This is a genomic window from Gemmatimonadaceae bacterium (assembly GCA_035533755.1).
In the GTDB taxonomy this organism is placed as follows: domain Bacteria; phylum Gemmatimonadota; class Gemmatimonadetes; order Gemmatimonadales; family Gemmatimonadaceae; genus JAGWRI01.
The window spans coordinates 24538-50210 of sequence record DATLTC010000087.1; the positions used below are offsets into that span (position 1 = coordinate 24538).

Below are 25673 nucleotides of genomic sequence, written 5' to 3' on the forward strand. Positions count from 1 at the left end.
GCGCGGCTCCCTCGGCCCCGCGGGATTTTGCGCCGTTCCGCGAGCACGTGATGCCGGCGCCCCTCGCCGCCGCGCGTAGCGTGGCCGCGTGCTCACCGTTCGCACGGCGGCGGCTCTCGTCTGCGCCGCGGATTCACTCGATGCGCTCGCGGCGCTGGTCGCCGCGGTCGGCATCACGGGCGCCCCGCAGTCGCTCGATGCCCCGCACCGCGCCGAACTCAACCTTCCGGTGTCGGTGCGACACGCGCGCATTGCCGCCGGCCCCGGCCTGGCACGCGCCCTGCTCGTGCTGCTGGACGACGGCCCACCGTTGCGCGACCAACTCCCGCGTCTGGCCGCCCGCCTCCAGACGCGCGCCCCGCACGTGTCCTGGCTGCTCGCCGTCACCGATGCCCGCGCGCCCACGGTGGCGCTCGCGGCGTGGACCGCGGAGCGCCGCCCGCCTGCCGTGCGTTGCCTCGTGGCCGACCGCGCCCACCTCGTGGACAGCGACGCCGAGACGGTGTGCGCGCTGGCCGCCGCCGCGTGCGCCGACCACGTCCTGCTGCACCTGCGGTGGACCGAGGTGTTGGGCCGCGACGCGCTCAGCCGCCGCTTCTACGGCGAATTGGAGCAGCGCGTGGCGACGATCGCCCGGTCCGCGCCCGGTAGGGTTCCGCTCGCCGAGCGCCGCGCGCTGGCGCTGCTCCACACCTCGCGCCTGCTGTTCCTCGCCTTCCTCGAAGCCAAGCGCTGGCTCGACGACGACCGGGCATTTCTGGGCAATGCGTTCGATGCCTGCATGGCGCGCAGCGGCGGATTCCACGCCCGCGTGCTGCTGCCGCTCTTCTTCGGCACGCTCAACACGCCCCGCGCGCGCCGCGCCGCCGCCGCCCGCGCGTTCGGCCGCGTCCCGTTCCTGAATGGCGGCCTATTCGCGCCCACCGCGCTCGAGCGGCGCCACCGCGATCTCCGGTTCGGCGACGAGGCCTTCGGCGCGCTGATCGGCGGTCTGTTCACGCGCTATCGCTTCACGGCCCGGGAGGATGCCGCCACGTGGAGCGACGCCGCGATCGACCCCGAGATGCTGGGGCATGCGTTCGAGTCGCTCATGGCCGCGGACGAGCGCCAGGACAGCGGGGCGTTCTTTACCCCGCAGCGCCTCGTGGAGCGCATCACCGATGCCGCGCTCGCCCACGCGCTCGACCAGCTCGACGTGCCCGAGCCCCAGGCCGCTCGGCTCCTCACCCAGGGCGTGGTTCCCGACGGCGACGCGGATGCACTGCGCCGGCGCCTGGCCGGCATCACCGTGCTCGACCCCGCCTGCGGATCGGGCGCGTTCCTCGTCCACGCCCTGCACCGCCTGGCGGAACTTCACGCGCGCCTCGGCGATCGCCGCGCGCTCACCGACGTGCGCCGCGACATCGTCACCCGCTCTCTGTTCGGCGTGGACCGCAATCCGATCGCCGTATGGCTGTGCGAACTGCGGCTCTGGCTGTCGGTGGTGATCGAATGCGAGCCCGACGACCCGATGGCGGTGGAGCCGCTGCCCAACCTCGATCGCAACGTCTGCGTGGGGGACTCGCTCTCGGGCGCGGGCTTCGTCCACGCGCCGGCGGCCGGACGATCGCACGACCTCGCCCTGCTCCGCCGTCGCTACGCGCGGGCCAGCGGGACGCGCAAGGTGGCGCTCGCGCGCGTGCTCGATCGCGGCGAACGCGCCCGCGCCCTGGCGATGCTCCAACGCTCCATCGCCGGCGCGCGCCACGCGCGCGCGGAGCGCCTCGCCGCATGCCGCGCACGCGACCTGTTCGGGCAGCGCCACGGGATCTCGTCCGCCGATCGCGACGAACTGGCGGCGCTCAGACGCCGGGCCGCCGCGCTGCAACGCGAGCATCGCCGGCTGTCCGACGGCGGCGCGCTCCCCTTCTCGTTCTCCGTGCACTTTGCCGATGTGGCCGCGCGCGGCGGCTTCCACGTGGTGATCGGCAACCCGCCCTGGGTGCGGCCGCACCGGGTGCCGGCGGCGGAGCGCGCGTCGCTCCGCCGCGCGTACACCGTGTTCCGCCATGCGGCGTGGAGCGCGGGCGCCGCGGCCGCGCATGCCAGCGCCGGATTCGCCGGCCAGGCCGATCTCTCGGCGCTGTTCGTCGAGCGCAGCGTGGCGCTGCTGCGTCCGGGCGGCGCGCTCGCCCTGCTCCTGCCGGCCAAGCTGTGGCGGTCGCTGGCCGGCGGCGGCGTGCGGCGGTTGCTCCTCGAACGCACGCGGCTCACACGCCTGGAAGATCTGTCCGACGCGCCGGCGGCGTTCGATGCCGCCGTCTATCCGTCCATCCTCGCGCTCCGGCGCGTCACCGACGGTCCGGTGCCGCCCACCACGTTCACCGCCGCCGTGCAGCGCGGCCACGCCACCCACGCCTGGGAGCAGACACCGTCCGCCCTCGCACTGGACGATTCGCCGGGCAGCCCATGGCTGCTGCTCCCGCCCGACGTCCGGCGCGCCTTCCAGCGGCTGGACACGCATGCCACCCCGATGGCGCGGAGCGTGTTCGGGCGGCCCCTGCTGGGCGTGAAGTGCGGATACAACGAGGCGTTCGTGGTGCGCGTGATCGACGCCCACGCCGACGTGGCGCGCATCCGCGCCGCCGACGGCCGGACGGGAGCGATCGAACGCGCGCTGCTCCGCCCCATGCTGCGCGGCGAGACCGTGGCGGCATGGCGCGCCATCCCCACCGACGAGCAGATCGTCTGGCCCTGCGACGTCCGCGGAGAACCGCTCCCGGAGCTGCCGCCGCTCGCCGAGCACTGGCTCAGGCACTGGAAGCGGCGCCTCATGGCGCGCACCGATGCCCGCCGGTCGCGCGCCTGGTGGTCGCTCTTCCGCACCGAAGGCGCCGCCGCCGATGCGCCGCGCGTGGTCTGGGCGGACTTCGGCCGTCGCCCGCGCGCCCTCGTGCTCGCAACCGGCCACCCCGCGGTGCCGCTCAATACGTGCTACGTGGCGCGATGTCCCACCCTCGACGATGCGCGGGCGCTCGCCGCCATTCTCAACTCGTCCATCGCCGCGGCGTGGCTGCACGTGCTCGCCGAGCCCGCGCGCGGCAACTTCCGTCGTTATCTGGGCTGGACCATGGCCCGGCTCCCATTGCCGCGGGACTGGCCGCGCGCCCGGCGCCTGCTCGCGCCGCGCGTCGCCGAACTCGAACAGCGGCTCGATCTCGACGACATCCCGCCGGCCGAACTCACGCGCGCGGTGCTCCGGGCGTACGGACTGCAACCGCGCGCCGTGGCGCCCCTCATCGCGTGGACCACGCCGTGAACTACTCCCGCGTCGAGGCGAGCGCCGCCCGCGCCCGGATCGCCCGGGCCTGGCTCGGCGCGCACGGCCAGGCCACCGTGGGCACGATCACGCTCCACGCCCACCAGCGCGCCGCCGCCGGCCGGCTGCGCGCCCTCCTTGCCGACACGCGCGGCGCCATGCTCGCCGACGCCGTGGGCCTGGGCAAGACGTACACGGCCCTCGCCGTAGCCCGCGACGCCGCGCGATTGGTGATCGTCGCCCCCGCCTCGCTGCGCGCCATGTGGCGCGAGGCCCTCTCCGCGGCCGGCGCGACCGCCACGTTCGTGTCGTTCCAGGCGCTCAGTCGCGGCGGCGCTACGCCCGCCGCCGATTTCGTGATCGTCGACGAGGCCCACCATGCGCGCAATCCGGGCACGCGCCGCTATCGCCGCCTGGCGAGCCTCTGCGCCGACGCATCGGTGTTGCTGCTCTCGGCAACGCCCGTCCACAACCGCGCCGGCGATCTCCGCGCCCAGCTCGCGCTCTTTCTGGGCGAGCGCGCCTGGGTCGTGTCCGAGGAGGAGCTGGCCCGCCATGTCGTCAAGCGCGATGCCGCCGATCTCGAGAACACCGAGCCGGCCGGCGTACTGCCCACGGCATCCGACACGCGATGGATCGACGTGGGCGACGACGTCGATCTGCTGCGCGAGATCGTCGGGCTGCCGGCCGGCGTGCCGGTGCAGGACGGCGGCGACGCGGGCGCCCTCGTCACGCTCTCGCTCGTGCGCCAATGGGCGTCCAGCCGCGCCGCCCTCCGCGCGGCGTTGCGCCGCCGCCTGGCGCAGGCCACCGCGCTGCTCGCCGCGTTCGCCGAGGGCCGGTACCCCACGCGCGCGCAGCTCCACGCCTGGTGCTACGCCGACGGCGCGCTGCAACTCGCCTTTCCGCAGCTCGCGGCCGATCACGTGGTGGAACGTCCCGAGGCGTTGGCCGCCGACGCCCAACGCCATGCCGCGGGCGTGCAGGCGCTGCTGCGCCGCTTGGCCCACGCGCCCGATCCGGACGACGCGCGCGCCGATGCGCTGCTGCGCATTCGCGCCGCGCACCCGGACGCTCCGATGATCGTGTTCGCCGAGTTCGCGGCCACGGTCAATGCACTGTATGCGCGGCTGCGCCGGTACGGCGGCGTGGCCATGCTCACCGCGCGCGGCGGCGTCGTGGCCGGCGGGCCCGTCTCGCGGCGCGAATTGCTCGCCCAGCTGGGGCCGTCGGGCGCCCGCGAGCGCGCGCCGGCGGATCGGGTCACCATGCTCATCGCCACCGACCTGCTCAGCGAGGGCGTCAACCTGCAGGAGGCAGCCATCGTCGTGCACGCCGACCTGCCGTGGAGTCCGGCCCGGGGCGAGCAGCGGGTGGGCCGCGTGCGCCGCCTCGCCTCGCGCCACGCCCAGGTGCATGTCTACGCGCTCCGTCCACCGGCCCCCGCCGAGGAGCTGTTGCAGATGGAGCGCCGGCTCCGCGACAAGATCGCCGCCGCGGCACGCGCCGTGGGTGTGCGCGGCACGATCATGCCGCGGCTGTTCGGCATCGCCGCCCACTCGCCGCCTATGCTGCGCGCCCAGACCGCCGTGACGGCGCTGCTCGACGGCTGGCGGTCGCCCGACCGCGCGGCCACGGCGGCCGCGCCGATCGTCGCCGCCGTGCGCGCGGAGCGCGGCGGCATGCTCGCCCTGCTCACGCGGCCCGGACGCGTGGAACTGGTGGCGGACCTCGGCCGCGGCGTGAGCGACGCGCTCGATCAGGTGCTCGACGCGGCGGGCCGCGCGGCGGGGCCCGATGTGCCGGTGGCGGATGCCGCGGTCGATGCGGCCCTGGCGCGCGTCGCCGACTGGCTGCGCGACCGGGACTCGCTGGCGGTGGTGGAGCTCGCGTCGACCGGCCCGGCGCGGGCGCGCCGCCGGCTGCTGCACCGCATCGATGCGATCGCGTCGGGCAGCCCCCGCCATCTCCGCGGCCGCTACCTGCCGTTGGCCCGCGCCGCCCGCCGCGCCGCCACGTCCACCTTCGGCGCCGGCGCCGAACGGGTGCTGCGCGAGTTGGCCGAGGCGCGGATGCCCGACGACGCCTGGCTCAACGCCGTGCGGACGTTCGCCGATCTGCACGCGCGCGACGACGCGGACGGCACACCGTCCGCGATCGCCGTCCTGATCGTGCTCGTTCCTAGCGCTTGGGCGGCACCGGCTGCGGCGGGCCCGCCGTGATCGCGTCGCCGATGCGCTCGCGCTGCTCGTCGCGGCGGCTGTCCAGCAGCGCGAGCAGATTGGCCGACTGGATGAGCGACCGCTCGGCGCGGATGGTCTGCGGATCGTTGTAGCCAACGAATTGCGTGGTGTCGAGCGCCGCCACCGCCGCCTTGCGCGCCGCCGAGTCGGGAAAGAAGTACAGCGCGAGCGTGGCGCTGCCCACATGGTAGAGCACCCCCGGCGTGGCGACTCCAGGTTCGTGGGCCGCCGCCGAATCGCGCCGCACGCCGAGCCCGGCGCGGATCAGGCGATCCAGCACACTGCACTCCTTCCACCGGCCGTCGGCCGGACAGGGCGCCTGCAATGCCGCCTCACCGGCCGGCGCCTGGACGGCGCTGTCGGCCCGCGCCGCGGCCGACTTGCCAGTCGAGCCGCCGCACGCCGCGACGAGCGTCGCGCCGGCGATTGCCAGCGCGCCCGCGTGCGCGAGCTCCGCGATCGATGGTTTCATCCGCGGAACATGCCACCGCGCGTGCGCCGGCGACAGGCCGGCGCAGCGCGCGCCGTCACACCGTCGCCGGAATGCCGAGCCGCTCCGCCGCTTCCTGCGCGGCGTGGAACAGCAATCCGAACGTGTCGATCACGAACAGCACGTCCTGCACACGATCGATCTCGAACGGCTGCGCGAGCACGGCGTCCACCGAGAACGGCCGGCGGTCGCAACCAGGCCCCAGGGCATTGGCGGAGTCGGCGTGCGACGAGATCAGCCCGCTCCCGTAGACCTTCACCTCCCCCGCCTCCTTCACGAGACCGAACTCCACCGTGAACCAGAACAGGCGCGCCATGCCCTGGATCTGCTCCTCGCGCTCGGCGCGGCAGGCGATCTGTCCGAACCGCTGCAGGTAGTCGGCAAACGCCGGGCTCGCGTGCAGCGGCACGTGGCCGAATACGTCGTGGAAGATGTCGGGCTCCGGCAGGTAGTCCAGCTGCTCGCGCGGCCGCACGCTGACCGTGGTGGGAAAGGTCCGCGCGGCGAGGCAGCGAAAGAACTCCGGCGCCGGCAGGAAGCCCGCCACCGGGGCCGCCTTCCACCCCGTGAGCACGCTCAGCTTCTCGTTCACCACGCTTAGATCCGGCACGCAGTCGGGGCAGAGCCCGATGCGCTCGGCGCCGCGCAGATACACCTCGCTGCCATGGCGCGCCAGGTCGGCCATGCGGCGTCCATAGAGCACCGCCCAGACGTCGTGCTGTTCGGCCGTGTAGTCGTTCCACCGCTGCTCGATGAATTCGGGCTCCGGGATGCGCACCTTCTGGCTGACGTCCAGCATGCTGACCTCGCGTGGGTGAAATAAAAAAGGCGGCCCGTGTGGAACACGGACCGCCTGAGGATTTGCTGCAGCGCTCGACTAGCTACGCCCACGCCTCCGGCTTCGGCCCGTGTGAGAGGTCGAATACCAGTAATAGCGATAGGCGCAGGTCGGCGTCTGCATGGGCCGAACGATGGCGCGCCGGAGGCGGACTGTCAAGCGCGTCACGAGTCGTCGGCTTCGATGTCGAGGTGGAACCGGTGCAGGAACCGGCGCGCCACCGGGGCGAGCAGCACGCCCACCGACGTGATGAACACGACGCCGCTGAACAGCGCATAGAACGACTCGAACCACTTGCCGGCGCTGTTCGTCACCGGATTCACGGGGCCCATGCCCGACAGGATCATGCTCGCGTTCACCAGCGAGTCGAGCCACCCCAGACTCGCCGTGATGTGGTAGCCGCACACGCCGATCATCAGGGCGCCGAACACCATCCCGGTGCCGAGCACGAAATTCCGCACGAGATGGCGGACGAACGTCTGCTGTGGCGGCAGCGGCTTGTAGCGGCGCAGCCGGCGCACCGGCGCGGGGCGCGGATCGTGGAACGGCGGGGGCGAGGTCATGGATGTCGGGTCAGGCCGATTGGCGGGTTGCGGCCGGCGCGCCGCGGACGAAGGCGATGAAGTCGGTGGGCTGCGGCGTGTCGCCCGCGGCCCGCACCAGCGCCGCGATCTGCCCGCGATGGTACGACCCGTGCATCACCACCTGGGTCAGCATCTCCTCCACCGTCGACTCGAACTCCTGCCCCGCGGAATTCCGGTATCGCACCGAACGCGCCAGCCCCGCCGGCTCGAGCGCGCCGAGGAACGCCACGTACGCGGCGTGGTTCTCCGCCACGAGCGCGTCGCACTCCACCGCCGAGAGCGTCGGCCACACCGACATGCGCGCCGGCGTGCCGAGCATGCGATGGAGCCACACGTGCTCGGCGGCCAGCAGGTGGGCGAACAACGCGAGCGCGTGGGCGGGCAGATGCTCGCTCTCGACGAGCGACTGCAGGGTGCGCTCGTCCGCCCACTGCGCGTGGGCGTACAACCGCTTGAAATGCGCGATCATTGAGTCTCCTCCAACGCGGTACTTTCGCGCAGGACGTTAGCGATCACCGGCCCCGCGCGCGAGGCTGCCACCCGTAACGCTCCAGCGACACCCGACCGCCCCCGTCGAATCGCACGCCTTCGCGTTCCAGCAATTGCCGTTGCCGGAGCCCGGCGCCCGGCCCGGCACGCCGCGGGCTCACGCGCCCCTGGACGTTGATCACGCGGTGCCAGGGCACGCGCGTCGCGTCGCCGAGGGCCGCCATCGCGTAGCCCACCTGGCGCGCGTGCCCCGGGAGCCCCGCCAGACGCGCCACCTGGCCGTACGTGGCCACGCGTCCGCGCGGGATCTTCCGCACCACGGCATGGATGCGCTCCTGCGTGCCCTGCGGCGCGCCGGCCTTCGTCGCGTGCGCGGTCACCGGCGTCCGGCCACCGGTTCAGGCCGCGGTCAACTGGCTCGTGCAGTGCGGACAGCGCGAGGCCGCGATGTCCACGGTCATCCTGCAGAATTCGCAGGTCTTGGTCGTGGGCGGCCCCTTGGGCGGCGCCTTCACGAACACCTTGCTGATGCGCCAGGCCACGAAGCCGACGATGAAGAAGTTGAGCACCGCGCTCGCCAGATGCCCGATCGGGAACTTGAACGGCCCCAGCGGCGGCGTGTAGTTCACCCAGTCGCCGCTCGGCTGCGCCACCGCCACGATCGGCATGATGACGTCGTTCACGATCGCCTGGACCACCGTGTTCAACGCCACGCCGATCACGACGGCGATCGCCAGGCCGATCGCGTTCTGTTTGATCAGGAAATCCTTGAAGTCCTTCCACATGTGACCCTCATGGTTGGAGGTCCGCAAGACGAAGCGCCGCCGGCCCGGCGCCCGTGTCGAACGCGTGGGCCGCCGCGCCGGCGTTGGGGAATGCCGCACGATACCGCGTCAACCAGTGGTGCGCGAACGCCTCGGCGTCCGACCGGGCCACGAGCGCCCACACGCTGCCGCCGAAACCGGCGCCGAACGCCGAAGCCGCCGCCGCGCCCAACTCCCGCGCCTGCCGCTGCAGGGCGATCGTCTCGGCAATCTGATTGCCCAGCCAGCGCTCCACGCCGGCCTGCGACTCGTCCACCAGCACGCCGAACCGCGCCAGATCCGAGCGCGCCAGAGCCGCGTACGCCGCCGGGATGATGCGCGTGCTCTCGTCCAGGAACTGCTCGAACCGATCGAGCAGCACGCCCACCGGGTACTCGTCGTCTCCTCCGTCGCGGATCGCGCCGCGAATGCGGTCGGGCGCGCCGGTCCCGCTCACCACGGCGTCGCCCAGCGCGCCGTCGGCACGCCCGGTGGCGGCGTTCCATCGCCGGACGATCACCCGCGTGGCCACCGACGCCCGGTTGTATGCCTCGCGGGCGCCCCCCGCCTTCTCGGCCAGCACCCCGCTGTTGGCGATCACGAGCGTGTGGCCGGCCGGAAACGGCACCGTGCCCTCGCTCCGCACCGGACAGAAGGCGTACTGGCTCAGCGTGTGCGGCCGGCAGCAGAGAATGGCCGTCTGGTCCTCGCTCCCCCCGAACACCCCCACGCCGCGATCGCCGGCCAGCGTGCCGAAGCTCTCGCCGTTCTCCACGCATCCCACATACGAGGCCAGCGCCTCCATGCTCGTGATCTCGCGCCGGTACGCGGCCGCGTCCTCGAGATCGTTCAGCGCCGAGAGCGCCAGGAATATCGCCACCACGAGCGCGCTCGAACTGCTCACGCCGGCGCCCAGCGGCAGGTCGCTCGTGAACGCGATGTCGGCGCCGCGCCGCGCCTCGGGAAAGTTGCGCGCCAGCCGCCGCGCCACCGTCATCGGATAGTTGGACCAGTGCCCCATCGGCGGCTCGATGGCCGCGTCGAACTCGAACACCACCTCCTCGTCCACCCGCGCGTCCACCACCCGGACCTTGCGGTCGGCCCGCGGCACCGCGAGCAGGCAGACGCCGCGCTCCACCGCGCACAACAGGCTCCGGCCCCCGGCGTAGTCGGTGTGCTTGCCCAGCACCTCCACGCGGCCCGGCACGAACAGCGCCAGTGGCTGCGCGGCCTCCACGCCGCGCGCGCGCAGGGCCTGCGCCGCCGCCGCGAACAGCGGGCCCTTCGCGCGCGCCGCGTCGGGCGACATGCCCTCGGCCACCAGCCGCGCCACATAATGGTCGGTCACGGTCTCGCCTCCACGCCGGCCAGCCGTTCGCGCACGCTCGCGATGTCGCCGCGGCTCGACAGATCGAGCACCCCCGCCGCCACGCGCACCACGTCGAACCGTTCACCCAGGTCGTCGATCGCGATCCGCACCGCGTCCTGCAGCTCCAGCTCGCCGCGCGACGACGGCGTCACCCGCCGGCACGCCGCGTAGATCGCCGGCGTGAACACCCACGCGTTCATGCTCACCAGCGCGTCCGGCCCCAGCGCCGCCGCCGTGGCGGCGTCCGGCTTCTCGACGATGCGGGCCAGCGATCCGTCGGCGCGGCGCGCGAGCAGCGCGTACCGCTGCACGCGTGCCGCCTCGATGTTGCTCTCGCGAATCAGGGCCGCGCGCTCGAAACCCAACAGTCCCGAACCCGCCACCGCGCGCAACGCCGAGAGCGCGCGCGGCGGATAGTAGTTGTCCGAATTCACCATCAGCACCCGGTCGCCGGCCGCGAACGCCTCGGCGGCGAGCAGCGCGTCGGCCGTCCCGCGGGGCTCCTGCTGCACGGCGAAGGCCACGCGGATGCGCGTGGGCGGCGACGTGCGGGTGTAGTGGTCGCGGATATCCGTGTGCTCGGGCCCGATCACCAGGCACGCGTCGGTGCAGCCGGCGTCGGCCAGCGCGCTGAGGGCGTAATCCAGGAACGGCCGCCCGATCGGGATCATCGCCTTCGTGCCGCGGGCCGCCACCTCCGCCTGCGCGTCGTCCAGTGCCGCGGCGGCATCCTCGCGCCGCATGCGCGTACCCAGGCCTCGCGCCAGCACCACGGCCTTGGTCACCGGAGCCCAGCGTGGCGTCATGCGCCGTCCGCCGCCTCGGAACCCGGACTGGCCCACATCCGCGGCACCAGACGCAACAGCCAGAGGCCGCTGATCACGAACGTCACGGCCCACATCTCGGCCTGCGGCCGCCGCCCGTACAGGATGCTCCCCGTGCCGAACAGCGCCGAATACACGAACACGCAGCCCAGCATCCAGCCGAGCATCGCCTGCGGCAGGCTGTCGGGCGACGCCCCCACGCCCGCCTCGGCGCGGATCTTCGCCCACCCCGCCCCCGCCGGCCGCACGAGCTTGTAGAAGTTGAGCAGCGTCGCGTGGTCGCTCGGCTCGGTAAGGTAGGTCGTCACCACCCACACCACCGTCGTCGTCGCCACTGTGATCACCAGCGACAGGTCCGCCGCCACCGGATGCCCCATCTTGCCGGCCACGAAGAACCCGAGCGCCACGAGGAACGAACTCAACATCGCCGACACCTCGCTCCAGGCGTTGATGCGCCACCAGAACCAGCGCAGGAGGTAGATGAGCCCCGTCCCCGCGCCCACCGACAGGATGAGGTCGAACGCCTCCTTGGCCGTGTCGAGTTCGAACGTGAGCAGCGCCGCGCACACCATCAGCAGCGCCGTGACCACGCGCCCCACGAATACGTAGTGGCGCTCCGTCCGATCGCGGCGGATGAACCGACGGTAGAAATCGTGCACCAGATACGACGTGCCCCAGTTCAGATGGGTCTCGATCGTCGACCGGTAGGCGGCCAGCATCCCCGCCACCATCAGCCCCAGGAACCCCGCCGGCAGGAAGCGCAGCATCGCCGGATACGCGATGTCGTCGCCCAGCAGCTTGGGATCGAGCCCCGGGAAGGTGTGCTGGATGGACGCCAGGTTGGGATAGATGATCGTCGACGCCAGCGCGACGATGATCCACGGCCAGGGGCGTAGCGCGTAGTGCATGACGTTGAACAGCAGCGTGCCGGTGAGCGCGTCCTTCTCCGTCTTGGAGGCCAGCATGCGCTGCGCGATGTAGCTGCCGCCGCCCGGCTCCGCCCCCGGATACCACACCGACCACCACTGGATGGTGATCGGGATGATCAGCACCGACAGCGCCACCGTCCAGTTGCCGAAGTCGGGGAGCAGGTTGAGCGTCTTCGGATCGATCTGATGGATGAGCCCCGACAGGCCGCCGATCTGCGGCTGCTTGACCGCGAAGTAGGCCACCGCGAACGTGCCCGTCATCGTGATCGTGAACTGGATGGAGTCGGTCACCAGCACGCCCCAGAGCCCCGACACCGACGCGAAGAAGATCGTGATCACCGACGCGATCGACAGCGTCTTCCAGGGCGGCCAGCCCAGCACCACGTTCGCGATCTTGGCCGCCGCCAGGTTCACCGTGGCCATGATCACGCAGTTGAAGAACAGCCCCAGGTACACGGCGCGGAAGCCGCGCACGAACGAGGCCGCCTTGCCCGAGTAGCGCAGCTCGTAGAACTCCAGATCGGTGAGCACGCGCGACCGCCGCCACATGCGCGCGAAGAAGAACACCGTCATCATCCCGGTGAGCAGGAACGACCACCAGAGCCAGTTGTCGGCCACGCCGTTCTCGCGCACCATGTTGGTCACGAGGTTCGGCGTGTCGGTGCTGAACGTCGTCGCCACCATCGACACGCCCACCAGCCACCAGGGCGCGGCGCGGCCGGAGGTGAAGAACTCCGCCGTGCTCGACCCCGCGCGCTTGTAGAAGAACAGCGCCGGAAGGAACGAGACGACGATCGAGACGGTGATGATGATCCAGTCGATTCTCGCGAAATGCATGGGCGGAGGACCGGGAGGCGGGAGAGAACGGAAGTTGCGGCCGCGCGAACGGGGGGAATCAACACCGGGCGCGCGGCGGCGTCCAGCGGCGATCGTTCACCGGCGCACGGTGTCGCGCGCGGCCTCCATCGCCCACCCCGCCTCGGTCCGCGCCGCCCCCAGTATCGCCCGGCCCACGAACCGGATCGGCGACCCGCCGCTGAACGCCGCCGCGATCGCGAACAGCGTGCGCGGCAGCGCCCGCCGGTCGTCGGCGATCGCGTACACCGGCTCCCATCGCGACGGCGCGAACTTGGCCTTGAATGCGTCCAGCCCGTCGAAGTTGTAGAACCGGCGCCCATGCGCGCGCACCCAGGCCAGCACGACCCGCAGCCACGCCGGATTCATCGTCTCGTCCAGCCGCGCCCGCCGCGACAACGGCGACAGTCCCAGCGTCGCGTACTCCGCCCCCTCGCGCGCGAACGCCCGCATCGCCGTGTCGATCAGCAGTTCGTTCGTCCCGTTGGGGGCGCCACGACCGCGGATGATCTGCTCCACCAGCCAGCCGCGCCGCCGCGGCACCGGCGAGGCCAGCAGAAACCCCACCACGCCGCCGCCCGCCACCTCCGCCACGAACACCCGCCGGTCGTCCAATCGGCCCAGCGTCCGCGGCTCCACCAGAAAGTGCATCGGCGGCAGTCCGCGCGTCGCCCCCCACTCGCCCAGGCAGCGCCAGAGCGCGGCGTGATCGCGCGCCTCGGCCGCCGACCACTCGCGTACCGCCACCCGCTTGTTGCGCGCCCGGTTCAGTTGCGCGCGCAGCGACGCGTGCTGCGCGATGATCGGCGGCCAGTCGGCCGGGTGCCACGCCGGCTGCGCCCCCAGCACGACCATGGCCCGTCCCCCGCGCGCGCGCAGCAGCCGTTCGAGCCGGTGTTCGGCGCCGAAGTAGCACACGTGCTGCCCGCGCACCCGGACCTCACGCTCGAACTCATCCACCACGTCCCCCAGCCGCGCCTCCGGGCACACCGGCGCCCCCGCCACGACGTACACGCCGCGCGCGCGCGCGTACCCGAGCACGGCGTCGCCCCCGGCCGAGAACCAGTGCGCGATGCCCGGATTGAGAATCTGATAGGCAGTGGCGTTCCACCCGTGTTCCAGCACCAGCGCCCGCGCCCGCTCGAATGCCCAACCGGGAGGGGGTTCCGTCACCCTCGCGCGCGTTCGAGTGCGGCCGCCAGCCGCCCCAGCCGGGCCTGCCAGAACTTCTTCATCTGCGCCGCTTTCTTCGCCGTCGGGAGCAGCTCCTGATCCACCGTCACGTTGGCGCGTCCCGTCCCGCGCGGCATGATGAACACGCACACGCGCGTCGTCCCCCAATCGCCGCGCAACGAGATCGCCGGCGTCGCGTCGGTGACCACCAACTCGTCGTTGCGCAACCACTGCGCGCGCGCGCCGCCGTCCATCCACGCCGCATACACCCGGTCCACCGTCACGGCGATCGTGCGCGAGGCGGACATGCGAAATCCTTTCGGTGAGTCCGCCGCCCTCGCCGGAAGCTCCTTGCCCGTGGTCCCAGCGTCCAGTTGTTTGCGCTGCGCCATCTGCGCCTCCGATCTCGTGGGGGCGCGCGCCGCGCGCCCAGGGCTGCGGTCCGAGGCCGACCAACGCCCACTTGTATAGTATGCGTCGGGGGACTGCCCATTCGCCATGCCGTCAAGAGGGCCGGCTTTTCACCGACAGACTGCTCGCCCAATGGGGGCGTTTCCGGGTCGGGATTCGAGGCGCAAACCCCATGGCCAGTTGAGGTTGGCGGTCTTCTGGCTCCCACACAATTCCACCGTTGCGCGCTATTCGGAACGCTGATACCTTTTCGCAGCGACTTCCGCGCCTAGCGTGCGGACACGTTCCACGTTCGACCTGGGGCCTGGCTTTCGCTGGGTCCTTTTTTGTCGATCGATGTCGCGCGTCACGTCCGGCAAGTGTCCGGCGCGGCGGGGGCACCGCCCATCGTGAGGGTCTTGGTCACGAACATTGTAGTCGGTATGTACGGCATCACCGGACTCCGACCACAACAACACACAGGAGTACCGCAATGCGTACGACCGGCACCGTGAAGTGGTTCAACGACGCGAAGGGCTTCGGCTTCATCACGCCTGAGAACGGCCAGAAGGACTGCTTCGTTCACCACTCCGCCATCCAGGGCAGCGGCTTCAAGTCGCTGGCCGAGGGTGAGCGCGTCGAGTTCGACATCGTTCAGGGCCAGAAGGGTCCTGCGGCGGAGAACGTCGTCAAGCTCGGCCGCTAAAGGCCATCGCGCCCTCGGGCGCACACGAAGCGGCCGGCTCGGGGAAACCCGGGCCGGCCGTTTCGCATTGCGCGCCGCGCCGCCACCCTCGCGCCGGCGTCCACCCCGGCTAGAGTTCGCATAGGCGCCTTCCACCCCAGGCCATGCTCCACACCATTCTGTTCGACCTCGACGGAACGCTCATCGATTCCATCGAGCTCATCCAACGCTCCAAATCCCACGCCTTCGAATCGCGCGGGCTCCCCGCGCCCAGCGACGCCGAGTGGCTCCCGGGCATCGGCACGCCGCTCCGCGCGATGTTCACCCGCTACGCGGCGGACGACGCCGACGTGGACGCCTTCATCGGCGCCTACCGCGAATATCAGCTCGCCAACCACGACCGCCTCGTGCGCGCCTACGACGGCGCCGCCGCCACGCTCGCCGCGCTCCGCGAGCGCGGCCACGCGATCGGCATCGTCACCAGCAAGTCGGTCGAACTCTCCGAGCGCGGGCTGGCGTACGTGGGCCTCCTCCCGTTCGTGCAGACGATCGTGGGCGCCGACTCCACCGCCCGGCACAAGCCGCACCCCGAGCCGGTGCACGTGGCCCTCGATCGCCTCGGCGGCCGCGCCGACCGCGCGCTGTTCATCGGCGATTCGGTGCACGACATGCATGCCGGCAACGCCGCGGGAGTGGGCACGGTGGCCGCGCTCTGGGGCCCGTTCTCGCGCGCCGAGCTCGCCACGGCGTCGCCGCGCTTCTACCTCGACCGCCTCGCGGACCTTCCCGCGCTCGTCGCCGGGCTCGGCGCGCCCGAAACCCGCCCCGACGCTCCGGCGTAGGCCCCAAAGAGCCCCGCCGGCCGGAACCCGCCGCCGGCCGGGTTCCAACCTTTTGCCCGCGTCGACTATCTCATCCCGTGCACGGACGGAGATCGACGACGCATGACCGCTGTGGCCACACTCGAAACGCCCAACTCCAATCCGTCCGACACCGACGTGGCGCAAGCCGCGGCGGGAGATCGGGCGGCGTTCGAGCGGCTGTATCGGCGGCACGTCGACCGGGTGTTCTCGCTCTGCGCGCGCATGGTCGCCGACCGCGCGCGCGCCGAGGAGCTCACGCAGGACGTCTTCGTACGCGCATGGGAGAAGCTGCATCTCTTCCGCGGGGAGAGTTCGTTTTCCACCTGGCTCCACCGGCTGGCCGTGAACGTCGTGCTCAACGATCGCAAGACCGATTCCCGGCGGCGGGCGCGGTTCGAGGAGGAAGACGAGGAGCAGGGCATGGATGCGCACGCCGGCGTGGTCGGGATGACCCTCCCGCCCGGCGACCTGCTCGACCTCGAGGCGGCGATGACGCGACTGCCACCCGGTGCTCGCCGGGTCTTCACGCTGCACGATGTCGAGGGCTACAAGCACGAAGAGATCGCCGACATGCTCGGCGTCACCACGGGAGCCACCAAGGCGCAGCTGCACCGGGCGCGGCTCCTCTTGCGCGAGGCGTTGAACCGATGAGCGGTCCCACCATCACCTGCGAGATCTTCAGCGACCGGCTGATGGATTTCCTGGACGGCGACCTGGACGGCGCGACGCGCGACGCCATGGCGGCGCACGCGCGCGGCTGCCTGGCGTGCGGAGCGCTGCTCGCCGACCTGCGCCGCGTGAGCGCCCGGGCCGCCGAACTCCCCGTGCTCGCGCCGTCGCGCGACCTGTGGCAGGGCATCGCGGCGCGCCTCGAGACCCCCGTGGTCCCGCTGGCCGGCCGCCGTCCGTGGTGGAGGTCGCCCGCGCTGTTGAGCGCGGCCGTGGCCGCCACGTTCGTCGTCGCGGCGGTGCTCGGCTACGCCACCACGCACCGCGCCGCGCCGCGATCCGCCGCTGGCGGACCGGCCGCGCCGGTGACCGCGCAGCGGGCCCCCGTTCCCGGGCCCGCCGACACGGCGCTCGGCGGACCGGCGCAGGCGCGCCTGGCCGCCAACCGCGCGGCGCGAGCCACGCCCGCCGCCGTCGAGCAGTCGTACGACACGGAGATCGCCGCGCTGCATGCCGTGCTCAACGCGCGCCGGAGCCACCTCGACACCGCCACCGTGGCCGTGATCGAGAAGAACCTCACCGTCATCGACGACGCCATCGCGCAGTGCAAGACGGCGTTGGCGCGCGATCCGGCCAGCCGGTTCCTGTTGCAGTCGCTCACGCAGTCCCTCGATACGAAAGTCCAGATCTTGCGCGTGGCGGCGGCCCTGCCGTCCGCCACCTAGGACCCCATCATGACACGCTCTCTGCTCCTCGGTGCTCTCCTCCTCGCCGCCGCCGCCTCGCCAGTCGCCGGCCAGACCGCCCGCCGCGACGACGGCCGCTGGTTCGATCGCGACCGTAGCGCGCGCCTCGACACCACCGTCGCCTTCCGGCCCGGCGGGATCGTGGCCCTCACCGCGCGACAGGGCGACATCGTCGTCCGCACCGGCACGCGCCCCGAGGTCGTCGTGCACGCCACCTCGGACCACGGGCGCATCCGGTTCGACGCCTCCGACGATCGCGTGTCGGTGGACGCCTCCGACGCCGGCGGCGACGTGCGCCTGGAGATCACCGTGCCGGCGGGCGCCCGCGTCACCGCGCAGTCGCAGAGCGGCGATATCGCCATCCGCGGCACCGGGGGCGCCGTGTCGGCGCACACCCAGAGCGGCGACGTCACCGTCCAGACCGCCGCCGGCCACATCGACTTCGGCACCCTCTCGGGCGACGTCATCGCCGATGGCCTCACAGGCGACGTCCACGCGCGGGCCGTGAGCGGCGACATCACGCTCACCGACGTCACCGGTGACGTGAGCGCCGAGACGGTGAGCGGCAACGTGCATCTCAAGAACATCACGTCGCGGAGCGTGAGCGCGCACAGCACGAGCAGCGACGTCAGCTTCGACGGCGCGATCGCGCCCGACGGCCGCTATGAGTTCGGCACCCACTCCGGCGACGTGATGCTCGCCATTCCGGCCAACGCCAGCGCCCAGCTCACCGTGTCCACGTGGAGCGGCTCGATCGACAGCGACTTCCCGATCACGCTCCAGCCCGGCGAGCACGGCATCGGCAGCGCCACCAGCAAGCGCTTCACGTTCAACATCGGCGGCGGTGCGGCGCGCATCAGCGCCGAGTCGTTCAGCGGCGACGTGGTCATCCACCGGCGCGGCAGCCGGTGAACCTGGCCGCGCGCCCCACACTCTCAACGGATCCCTCCATGCGCACACTCCTCGGAATTGCCCTCGTCGCCCTCGGCACGGCCTCGGCCGGCGCGCAGCAGGCCGACTTCCAATGGTCCAAGGCGGAACCCGCCGGTACCGTCGTCTCGGTGCACGACATCAACGGCGACGTGCGGTTCGCGCCGGCCGGCGGCACCACCGTCGAGGTCACCGGCCACCGGCACGGCAACACCGACGACATGTACGTGGCCGTCAAGGAGTACGCGCAGCATGTGGTGGTCTGCGTGCTCTGGAAGGACTCCGACGAATCGTGCGACGAGGACGGCGCCCACATGCACTCGCACCACAGCAACTGGGGCGATCGCGGGACCGTGGACGTGACCGTCAAGCTGCCGGCGTCGATGCTGGCCGACGCCCATTCGGTGAGCGGCGACGTGGCCATCGACGGCGCCCAGGGCGACGTGCGCGCGTCGTCGGTGAGCGGCGACCTGAAACTGCACGATCTCCGCGCTTCGTCGGTGCGCGCCACCTCGGTGAGCGGCGACGTGGACGTGACCATCGCCGCGCTCACCGGCGCCGGCGACCTCTCGTTCCGGAGCGTGAGCGGCGACGTCACCGTGGCCGTGCCCGCCGCGCTCGACGCCGACTTCGCGATGTCCACGGTGAGCGGCGACCTCGACACCGACTTCCCGCTCACGCTCCACGGCCAGGTGGGCCGCCGGAGCATCAACGCCCGCATCGGCCGCGGCGGCCGCGCCCTCTCCGTGTCCACGGTGAGCGGCGACGTCCGTTTGCGCACTCTCAAGTGACATTCCCGGCGTTCCCGGGTAGGATACCTCATATGCGCCGCTCCCTCGCCCTCTCTCTCGTCCTCGCCACCGGCTTTGCCGGCGCCGCGGCCCGCGCCCAGAACGCGCCCGATCAGAACACCATGACCTGGGCGTGGAAGATCCCCGACGGCCGCTGGATCACCGTGCGCAACATGAACGGCCGGGTGACCGTCCAGCGCGCCACCGGCGACAGCGTGACCGTGACCGCCACCAAGCACTGGCGCCGCGGCGATCCGAGCATCGTCCACTTCGACGTCCAGCATTTCGGCGAGGACAATCAGGACGTGCTCCTCTGCGCGCTCTGGGGCCCCGACGCCCACTGCACGCCCGGCAGCTACGATGCGCGCTACGAGGGACACGAGCGCAACAACGACGTCCGCGTGGACTTCGTGGTCAGCGTGCCCGCCGGCGTCAAGGTGGGCGCGCATACCGTGAACTCCGATGTCTCCGTCACCGGCGTCACGTCCGAGGTGCGCGCCAGCACCGTCAACGGCGCGGTGAACGTGGCCACCGACGGCGGCCCCGTGTCGGCCAGCAGCGTCAACGGGACGGTGCATGCGAGCATGCTCCACTACCGGCCCACCTCCGAGATGCGATTCTCGAGCGTGAACGGCTCGGTGATCGTCGAGCTCGGCAACGACGTGGACGCCGACGTCGAGCTGTCCACGGTGAACGGGCGCTTCATGACCGACTTCCCGGTCACGCTCAACGGCCACATCGATCCGCGCCACCTGCGCGCCACCCTGGGCAAGGGCGGCTCCCGCATCATCATGCGCACCGTGAACGGGAACGTGGAGCTCCGCAAGCACTGAGCCGCCCCCCGCGCCTCCACTGGCACTCGGCCCCCGTTCCCGGGTAGAATTGGAGGCAGGGCTACTCAATTCAGGAGCTGCGTCTCACCATGGGTTTCTCGTCCAGCATCGCCACACCGGTCCGGTCCGGGGTCGAACGGGCCACGCTCGTTCGCCGCACGTACGGCCTCGTCTTCGTGGGCATCGTGGTGTCGCTCCTCGGCGCCGCGTTCGCGTTCACGCAAGCGGCCCTGATGAACGCGGTGGCCGCCCACCCGTTCATCACCATGCTCTGCTGGTTCGCGCCGCTGTGGATGGCGCAGACCCAGTCGCGCAACTATCCGCGCAACATCATCCTCACCCTGCTGTTCACGTTCATCGTGGGCGTCTGGCTCGCCCCGATGATGCTGTACTACCTCAGGATGCAGCCCGGCGTGCTCGGCGAAGCCGGCCTGCTCACCTTCTCCGCCTTCGGCATCCTCACCCTGTACGCCACGTTCAGCCGGCGCGACTTCAGCGCCTGGGGCGGGTTCTTCACCGTCGGACTGTTCGTGCTGTTCGCCACCATGCTCATCGGCATGTTCTTCCCGAGCGTGGGCGGCTCCCTCTGGATCGCGGGCGCCGGCGTGCTCGTCTTCTCGGGGCTCCTCGTCTTCGACACCTGGCGCATCACGCGCTCCGGACAGTTCGGCGAGAACGATTACGTGATCGCCGCGGTCACCATCTATCTCGACCTGCTCAACCTCTTCCTGTTCATCCTGAGCCTGCTCGGCGGCGGCGACCGCCGGCGCTGAACTCACGCGCCGAATACGAAACCGGCCCGCGGGCGATAATGCCCGCGGGCCGGTTTCGTTTGGTGCCGCCGCGCCCGCTACCCCGCGTGCGTCTTCTCGATCCTGGCCGCCAGATCCAGATCCAGCTGCGTGATGCCGCCGGCCGAATGCGTGGACAGCGCGAAACACACCTTGGTGTAGCGGATGTCGATGTCGGGGTGGTGATCCATCGCGTCGGCGATGACCGCTACCTTGGCCACGAACGCGATCCCGTCGCCGAATCGCGGGAAGCTGAACGTCTTGGTGAGCACGTCGCCGCGCCGCGCCCAGCCCAGCAACCCACCCAGCGCGCGCTGGATCTCGAGATCGGACAGCTTCGCAGGCATCGGGTCCCCCCGTTCACACGTGGCACGCAGGCCGGCGGTGCCGGCCGGCCTCCAGGGATTCTATCCGCTCCAACCGCCCCGCGATATGCCCGGGCCGGCGCCGCGGGTCAGCGCGGCGCGGGCCCCAGCACTCCGCCGTCGGGAAACGTCGCCACCACCCGCAAGCCGAGTGCCGACGCGAGACTGTCGGGCGACACGTACGCGGGATTCGGCGCCAGAAAAGCGAGCACGACGCCGCCATGCGCCGCCAGCGTGTCGCCGAACGCACGCAGCGTCTGCGGATCCGCCGACTGCGGCAACCCCCGCGCCGGCCGTCCGAGATAGAGGTACGACACCGCCGGCCAGTTGGTGTATAGCGGGTGCGATCCGCCGTCGGCGCGCGCCCAGTCGAGGATCAGCGACTCGCGCCACGCATCGTTGGCCAGGTCCGTGCCGTGCGCCAACGCGTCGTGCGCATGGCGCCACGATGCCGCCAGCGACCCGCCGCCCCAGGCAACCAGCGCCACGAGCAGTCCGGCGCGCGCCGCGCGGCGCGCCGAGCGCCACCAGGTAGCCGCCGCCACCGAGAATGCCACGGCCACGAGCACGATCAGCGGAGCGAGCAGCCGCCCGTCGAACGTCATGCCCCCGTCGGCGAACAGCCGCGCCGCCAGCAGCACCAGCGCGTAGCATCCCCCGAGCACCGCCGACGCGCCCAACACGCGCGCGGCGATGAGTTGCGGAACGTTCGTGGAACTGTGCAGGGGAATGTCGGCGGGCAGCAGGCGCCACAGCCGGTACGCGCGGCGCGTGCCCACCACGAACATCGCCGCCACGCCGGCCGCCACGAGCAGCGCTACCCAGCCTGCCCCGGGCACCGCGTGCGCCGTGGGCGCGAGCCACGTGGTGAGCGTCCGGGCGCCGCCGGATATCGAGCGTTCCCAGTCGCCGTACACTCCGAGCCGGCGCACCACGTGAGCGCCGGCGCCATGGGCGGCCACCAGCCAGGCGAGCATGAGCAGCAGCGCCGGCGCCGCCGCGAGCACGGAGCGCCGCACGCGATCGCGCGGCGCACCGCGCCGAGTGAGCGCCCACAACACCGCGGCCACCACGGCCGCGATGCCGCTGAAGCGCACCAGTAGCGCCGCTGCCGCGCTCAGTCCCGCTGCCAGCGGCTGGTCCGGGGCCGCCACCATCGTGGCCAGCGTGAATGCCATGCACGCCAGAAACAGCGGCTCGCTCAGCACCGAGAGGTGCACATCCACCGTGGCCGGCATCACGAGCAGCGCCAGGCCCAGCAGCGTCGCCGCCCCCGCCCCCGCCGCGTCGCCCACGATCGCCAGCAGCGCCGCCATGGCGATGAACGCCGACAGCGCCTCCACCAGCCGCGCCGCCTGCGCCGCCGGCAGCCCGAGCGCCGTCGGTCCCGCGATGGCCATCGAGAATCCCGGTGGATAGTGCGTCAGCGACGACGTGCTGTCGGCCGAATTCCACGGCGCCATCGGCACCCGGAACCCGTGGCCCGACACCAGCGATTCCGCCGCGCCGAGATACGACGCCGACGCCGGTTCAAACCCCGGACCGGCCGGCTCCGTGATGAAGAGCACTCCGGAAAACGCCACGCTCGCCATCACCAGCGCCACCAGGCGCACGGCAAACAGCGAGCTTCGCCAAATCGTCGTCGCGTCGCGGCTGAGACCCAGAAGCAGCTTCACGGGGCGAAACATACGACGATCGCGGCGATTCTGGCGAACGCTCGCTCTTGTGGTTTCGGTATTTCTTCGGTATGCATACACCCCTGCTCACCGTCGCCCATGGCCCAACAACTGTCGCTGTTTCCCGATGGCCTCACGCGCCGGCGCGCGCTCCCCGTCATCGGCGAGCAGAAGGACATCCGCTATCACGCCACGCGGGCCCGCGAGATTCTCAACGGCCCCGGCACCACCGGACTCGACGGCTTCTGGTCCATCAACCCGTACGTCGGATGCGCATTCGGCTGCGCGTACTGCTATGCGCGCTACGCGCATCGCTACGCCCTCGAGCGGGCGTTGGCCGCCGACCCCGGCGACGAGGCGCTGCACGAGACGGCGCGGACGCTCCCGCCCTGGCTCGCCTTCGAGCGCGCCATCCTCGTCAAGCGCAACGCGGCCGACGTGCTGCAGCGCACGCTCTGGTACGGCGCCGATCGCTATCGCGATCTTGCGCGCGGGCACCGCATCGTCATCGGGACGGCCACCGATCCCTATCAGCCCGCGGAGCGGCGCTTCCGCATCACGCGCGGATTGCTCGAGGTGCTGGCCCACCACGCCGATCTCCACGTGGTGATCATCACCAAGAGCCCGCTCGTCACCCGCGACACCGATCTCCTGGCGCGGCTCGCGCGCCGGTCGTCGGTCGAGGTCCACGTGTCGCTGATCACGGTCGATCGCGAACTGGCGCGCCGCATCGAGCCGCGCGCGCCCACGCCCGAGGCTCGGCTGCGCGCCGTCGCCCGCCTGCACGCGGCGGGGGTGCGCGTGCGCGTGAACGCGATGCCGGTGCTGCCGGGCATCACCGACGATCCCGCGCAACTCGAGGCGCTGGTGGCGCGCGTGGCCGCGGCGGGCGCCGACGCGATGGTCGTCGGTTCGCTCTCCCTCCACGCCACGGCGCGCCAGCGCTACCTGCCCTTCATCGCGCGTGAATTTCCCGCCCTCGCCGCGCGCTACCGCGCCACCTTCGCGCGCGGCCACGCCATGGGGCCGAGGTATCGCCGCGGGCTGGCCGCGTGCGCACGGGAGTTGTGTGCCCGGTATGGGCTGACGTTCGGGAACGACGAGACCGCCGAGGCGGCGGATCAGACGCCGTCGCGCGCCGCGCGCCGCTCCCAGTACCCCGCGTCGGAGATCAGCACCTCGAGCGCGCGCCCCTCGGCGCCCTGCTCCGACGCGTAATCGGCGATGTGGATGCCCGACGTCTTCACCACCGTGCCGTCGGCCTCTTCGAGCGTGAGCCCCAGCGCGTCGCGCGACCGGTGGTAGCGCTCCAGCTTGGTCTCGTCCACCACCCCGCCGCCGCGCCGCGGCACCGCGTCGGCGAACAGGCGGAACACGAGCTCCACCAACTCGTAACCGATGCCGGGGCGAAAGTGGCCGTGCGCCCGGCCATCCCCCGGCGACGCGTCCTCGAGTTCCGAATACCCGATCACCACGCCCGCCAGGCGCACCACGTGGCGCATGCGCGTGGACGACGCGCGCAGATCCGTGGCGCTCACGCTTTGCCGGGCCCCTTGGCGATGAGCGTGTCGGGTTTGGGCCGCGTGATCCGGAACGTGAACTGCTGCTCCACGAGTTGGCGCACCTTGCGGTTGCCGAGCTTGGCGGCGCGGAAGCGCATGTACGGGAGCGCCTCGCGCACGGCCTGCGAGAACCCGGGGTTGGTGGCGCTGACGATCACCAGCGACGCCGTATCGGCGAAGCCCGACGTGTCCACGATGTACTCGGTGGACACCGTCCCCTGGATGTTCTTGGCGAGCAGGTCCGGCGGATACGCCGGCGACGCGCTGTCGGGATACCGGGTGGCCGTCGAATCCACTTCCAGCACCGACAGCACGGAGTCGTCGCCCTTGGCGGCGTTCGTCACCGGGACCGAGATCGGCGCGTCCCCGGTGCCTGCCTTGGCCACCCGCGCCGCCACGGACGGCCCCTTGTTGAGAGGGGTCGGATCGAACCCCATGTTGCCCGTGGCCGGAAGCGCGATGAAGCGCAGTACCTCGGATGGGCCGTTCTGGGCAATGCGTTGGTCGGGCGGCGGAAGAAACTGCACGCGGCTGGCGATCGCCTCGCGAAGCGCTTCGGGAGCGCCCGCGGTACCGGCCACGGCGGCGCTGATGAGCAGCGCGTGCACCACCGTGCTCAGCACCACGCTGGTGCCGACAGCCGGTGGCTTGGCATAGGCGTTCATCCAGAGGCGCATCATGTGACCTCCCGCGCTGCGTGGCCGGCGACCGCGGCTCCCCTTGGTACTCTATCGTTCCCGGTGTGGACGATCAAGTAAGGGATTAGCCAACCCTTGCCCGGGCCGGCCGGCCCACACGGCTATACCGTTGGTGTCACGCGAGGTAGCGATCCCGGAGGATGCCGACATGGTGCAGTTCGTGGCCGGCCGCGATGTAGGCCAGCGCCCGGGCCGTCACCGGAACCGCGTTCGCCGATCCGGCGCGCCGCGAGTCCTGGGCGCCCATCGCGCCGAACAGCGCCAGCGTCGCGGCCCGCACCGCCTGGAATTCCGCCACGAGATCGGCCAGCGACCGGCGGTCCGCCTGCGCGGCCGCCACGTACGCATCCTGATCGAATCCGGCCAGCGGCGTCGCGTCGCCACGGGAGATGCGGAGCGCGCGATAGGTGAAGATCCGCTCGGTGTCCGTGATGTGGCCCACCACTTCCTTCACGCTCCACTTGCCGGGCGCGTAGCGCGAGCCCGCCTTCGCTTCGCTGAGCCCGCCGAGCAGTTCCGTCACGGCGCGGCCCTGGTGCGCCAGCACGTCGACGATGTCGCCGTCGGGCACGCCGCCCACGTACGTGGCGTAGAACGGCGCGTACTCGTCGGCGGCGGGGCGTTCGATGGCGCTCATGCTGGGATCTCCCTGTCATGGATGGTTTGCGCGGCGGCGGGGTCCGGTGCCGGCGCGCGCGGTTCGCCTGGCTGCAAAGTAATGACAAGGAGGTGGTTGTCATCGCGCCTCGGGCGCCGCAGTTTCCCCGGCGAGCCGAACC

At 71.8% G+C, this 25673-nt stretch carries 27 protein-coding genes; 11 read left to right on the forward strand and 16 right to left on the reverse strand.

Going from position 1 to position 25673, the window contains the following annotated elements:
- The first annotated feature begins 88 nt into the window (after positions 1-88).
- A complete protein-coding gene (locus VNE60_12040; protein HVB32251.1) occupies positions 89-3298 on the forward strand; it encodes a DNA methyltransferase in 3210 nt (1069 codons plus the stop codon).
- Positions 3295-5520 (forward strand): DEAD/DEAH box helicase, encoded by a 2226-nt coding sequence (locus VNE60_12045; GenBank protein ID HVB32252.1) that lies wholly within the window; start codon positions 3295-3297, stop codon positions 5518-5520. The genes VNE60_12040 and VNE60_12045 overlap by 4 nt, the downstream gene beginning before the upstream one ends.
- Here VNE60_12045 and VNE60_12050 read toward each other — a convergent pair.
- The 11 genes from VNE60_12050 to VNE60_12100 all read right to left on the reverse strand — a co-directional run bounded on the left by VNE60_12050 (position 5480) and on the right by VNE60_12100 (position 14203).
- Entirely contained in the window at positions 5480-6013 is a 534-nt protein-coding gene (locus VNE60_12050; GenBank protein ID HVB32253.1) for a hypothetical protein, read from the reverse strand. The genes VNE60_12045 and VNE60_12050 overlap by 41 nt on opposite strands.
- 55 nt (positions 6014-6068) lie before the next feature.
- The gene (locus tag VNE60_12055) at positions 6069-6830 is read right to left on the reverse strand and encodes a phenylalanine 4-monooxygenase (protein HVB32254.1); all 762 of its coding nucleotides are present in this window, start codon (positions 6828-6830) and stop codon (positions 6069-6071) included.
- 203 nt (positions 6831-7033) lie between these two features.
- The gene (locus VNE60_12060) at positions 7034-7432 is read right to left on the reverse strand and encodes a hypothetical protein (GenBank protein ID HVB32255.1); all 399 of its coding nucleotides are present in this window, start codon (positions 7430-7432) and stop codon (positions 7034-7036) included.
- 10 nt (positions 7433-7442) lie between these two features.
- Positions 7443-7922 carry a DinB family protein gene (locus VNE60_12065; GenBank protein HVB32256.1) on the reverse strand — a complete coding sequence of 160 codons (480 nt, stop codon included), beginning with the start codon at positions 7920-7922 and terminating at the stop codon, positions 7443-7445.
- A gap of 43 nt (positions 7923-7965) precedes the next feature.
- Complete coding sequence (locus VNE60_12070; GenBank protein HVB32257.1) at positions 7966-8322, reverse strand: MGMT family protein; 357 nt, start codon at positions 8320-8322, stop codon at positions 7966-7968.
- A gap of 18 nt (positions 8323-8340) precedes the next feature.
- Positions 8341-8727 (reverse strand): MscL family protein, encoded by a 387-nt coding sequence (locus VNE60_12075; protein ID HVB32258.1) that lies wholly within the window; start codon positions 8725-8727, stop codon positions 8341-8343.
- A gap of 7 nt (positions 8728-8734) precedes the next feature.
- Positions 8735-10093: a galactokinase family protein gene (locus VNE60_12080; GenBank protein ID HVB32259.1), complete on the reverse strand. Its 1359-nt coding sequence runs from the start codon at positions 10091-10093 to the stop codon at positions 8735-8737.
- Positions 10090-10920 (reverse strand): sugar phosphate nucleotidyltransferase, encoded by an 831-nt coding sequence (locus VNE60_12085; GenBank protein HVB32260.1) that lies wholly within the window; start codon positions 10918-10920, stop codon positions 10090-10092. The genes VNE60_12080 and VNE60_12085 overlap by 4 nt, the downstream gene beginning before the upstream one ends.
- Complete coding sequence (locus tag VNE60_12090) at positions 10917-12704, reverse strand: sodium:solute symporter family protein (protein ID HVB32261.1); 1788 nt, start codon at positions 12702-12704, stop codon at positions 10917-10919. Before VNE60_12090 ends, VNE60_12085 begins: the two co-directional genes overlap by 4 nt.
- A 96-nt stretch (positions 12705-12800) precedes the next feature.
- Entirely contained in the window at positions 12801-13895 is a 1095-nt protein-coding gene (locus VNE60_12095) for a DUF2156 domain-containing protein (protein ID HVB32262.1), read from the reverse strand.
- A complete protein-coding gene (locus VNE60_12100; protein HVB32263.1) occupies positions 13892-14203 on the reverse strand; it encodes a hypothetical protein in 312 nt (103 codons plus the stop codon). The genes VNE60_12095 and VNE60_12100 overlap by 4 nt, the downstream gene beginning before the upstream one ends.
- A 575-nt stretch (positions 14204-14778) precedes the next feature.
- On the opposite strand from VNE60_12100, the gene VNE60_12105 reads away from it, so the two are divergent.
- The 8 genes from VNE60_12105 to VNE60_12140 all read left to right on the forward strand — a co-directional run bounded on the left by VNE60_12105 (position 14779) and on the right by VNE60_12140 (position 20575).
- Positions 14779-14991, forward strand: coding sequence for a cold-shock protein (locus VNE60_12105; protein HVB32264.1), 213 nt, complete (start codon positions 14779-14781; stop codon positions 14989-14991).
- A gap of 143 nt (positions 14992-15134) precedes the next feature.
- The gene (locus VNE60_12110; GenBank protein HVB32265.1) at positions 15135-15812 is read left to right on the forward strand and encodes an HAD-IA family hydrolase; all 678 of its coding nucleotides are present in this window, start codon (positions 15135-15137) and stop codon (positions 15810-15812) included.
- 102 nt (positions 15813-15914) lie between these two features.
- A complete protein-coding gene (locus VNE60_12115; GenBank protein ID HVB32266.1) occupies positions 15915-16484 on the forward strand; it encodes an RNA polymerase sigma factor in 570 nt (189 codons plus the stop codon).
- The gene (locus VNE60_12120) at positions 16481-17227 is read left to right on the forward strand and encodes a zf-HC2 domain-containing protein (protein ID HVB32267.1); all 747 of its coding nucleotides are present in this window, start codon (positions 16481-16483) and stop codon (positions 17225-17227) included. Before VNE60_12115 ends, VNE60_12120 begins: the two co-directional genes overlap by 4 nt.
- A gap of 9 nt (positions 17228-17236) precedes the next feature.
- Entirely contained in the window at positions 17237-18160 is a 924-nt protein-coding gene (locus VNE60_12125; GenBank protein ID HVB32268.1) for a DUF4097 family beta strand repeat-containing protein, read from the forward strand.
- 38 nt (positions 18161-18198) lie between these two features.
- A complete protein-coding gene (locus VNE60_12130; GenBank protein HVB32269.1) occupies positions 18199-18969 on the forward strand; it encodes a DUF4097 family beta strand repeat-containing protein in 771 nt (256 codons plus the stop codon).
- A gap of 32 nt (positions 18970-19001) precedes the next feature.
- Positions 19002-19802 (forward strand): hypothetical protein, encoded by an 801-nt coding sequence (locus tag VNE60_12135; GenBank protein HVB32270.1) that lies wholly within the window; start codon positions 19002-19004, stop codon positions 19800-19802.
- An 89-nt stretch (positions 19803-19891) separates the two neighbouring features.
- Positions 19892-20575, forward strand: coding sequence for a Bax inhibitor-1/YccA family protein (locus VNE60_12140; GenBank protein HVB32271.1), 684 nt, complete (start codon positions 19892-19894; stop codon positions 20573-20575).
- A gap of 77 nt (positions 20576-20652) precedes the next feature.
- On the opposite strand, the gene VNE60_12145 is transcribed toward VNE60_12140, so the two are convergent.
- Positions 20653-20940 (reverse strand): 4a-hydroxytetrahydrobiopterin dehydratase, encoded by a 288-nt coding sequence (locus VNE60_12145; GenBank protein HVB32272.1) that lies wholly within the window; start codon positions 20938-20940, stop codon positions 20653-20655.
- Between the two features lie 107 nt (positions 20941-21047).
- Positions 21048-22634 carry a glycosyltransferase family 39 protein gene (locus tag VNE60_12150; GenBank protein HVB32273.1) on the reverse strand — a complete coding sequence of 529 codons (1587 nt, stop codon included), beginning with the start codon at positions 22632-22634 and terminating at the stop codon, positions 21048-21050.
- A gap of 99 nt (positions 22635-22733) precedes the next feature.
- Here VNE60_12150 and VNE60_12155 point away from each other — a divergent pair, with 99 nt between their 5' ends.
- On the forward strand, positions 22734-23852 hold the full coding sequence (locus VNE60_12155; GenBank protein ID HVB32274.1) for a radical SAM protein: 1119 nt from the start codon (positions 22734-22736) through the stop codon (positions 23850-23852).
- Here VNE60_12155 and VNE60_12160 read toward each other — a convergent pair.
- From VNE60_12160 to VNE60_12170, 3 genes are all read right to left on the reverse strand, one after another.
- Complete coding sequence (locus VNE60_12160) at positions 23756-24172, reverse strand: hypothetical protein (protein HVB32275.1); 417 nt, start codon at positions 24170-24172, stop codon at positions 23756-23758. The two genes, VNE60_12155 and VNE60_12160, sit on opposite strands and share 97 nt — an antisense overlap.
- Complete coding sequence (locus VNE60_12165) at positions 24169-24876, reverse strand: energy transducer TonB (protein HVB32276.1); 708 nt, start codon at positions 24874-24876, stop codon at positions 24169-24171. Before VNE60_12165 ends, VNE60_12160 begins: the two co-directional genes overlap by 4 nt.
- A 133-nt stretch (positions 24877-25009) precedes the next feature.
- Entirely contained in the window at positions 25010-25531 is a 522-nt protein-coding gene (locus tag VNE60_12170; protein ID HVB32277.1) for a DinB family protein, read from the reverse strand.
- Positions 25532-25673 lie beyond the last annotated feature (142 nt).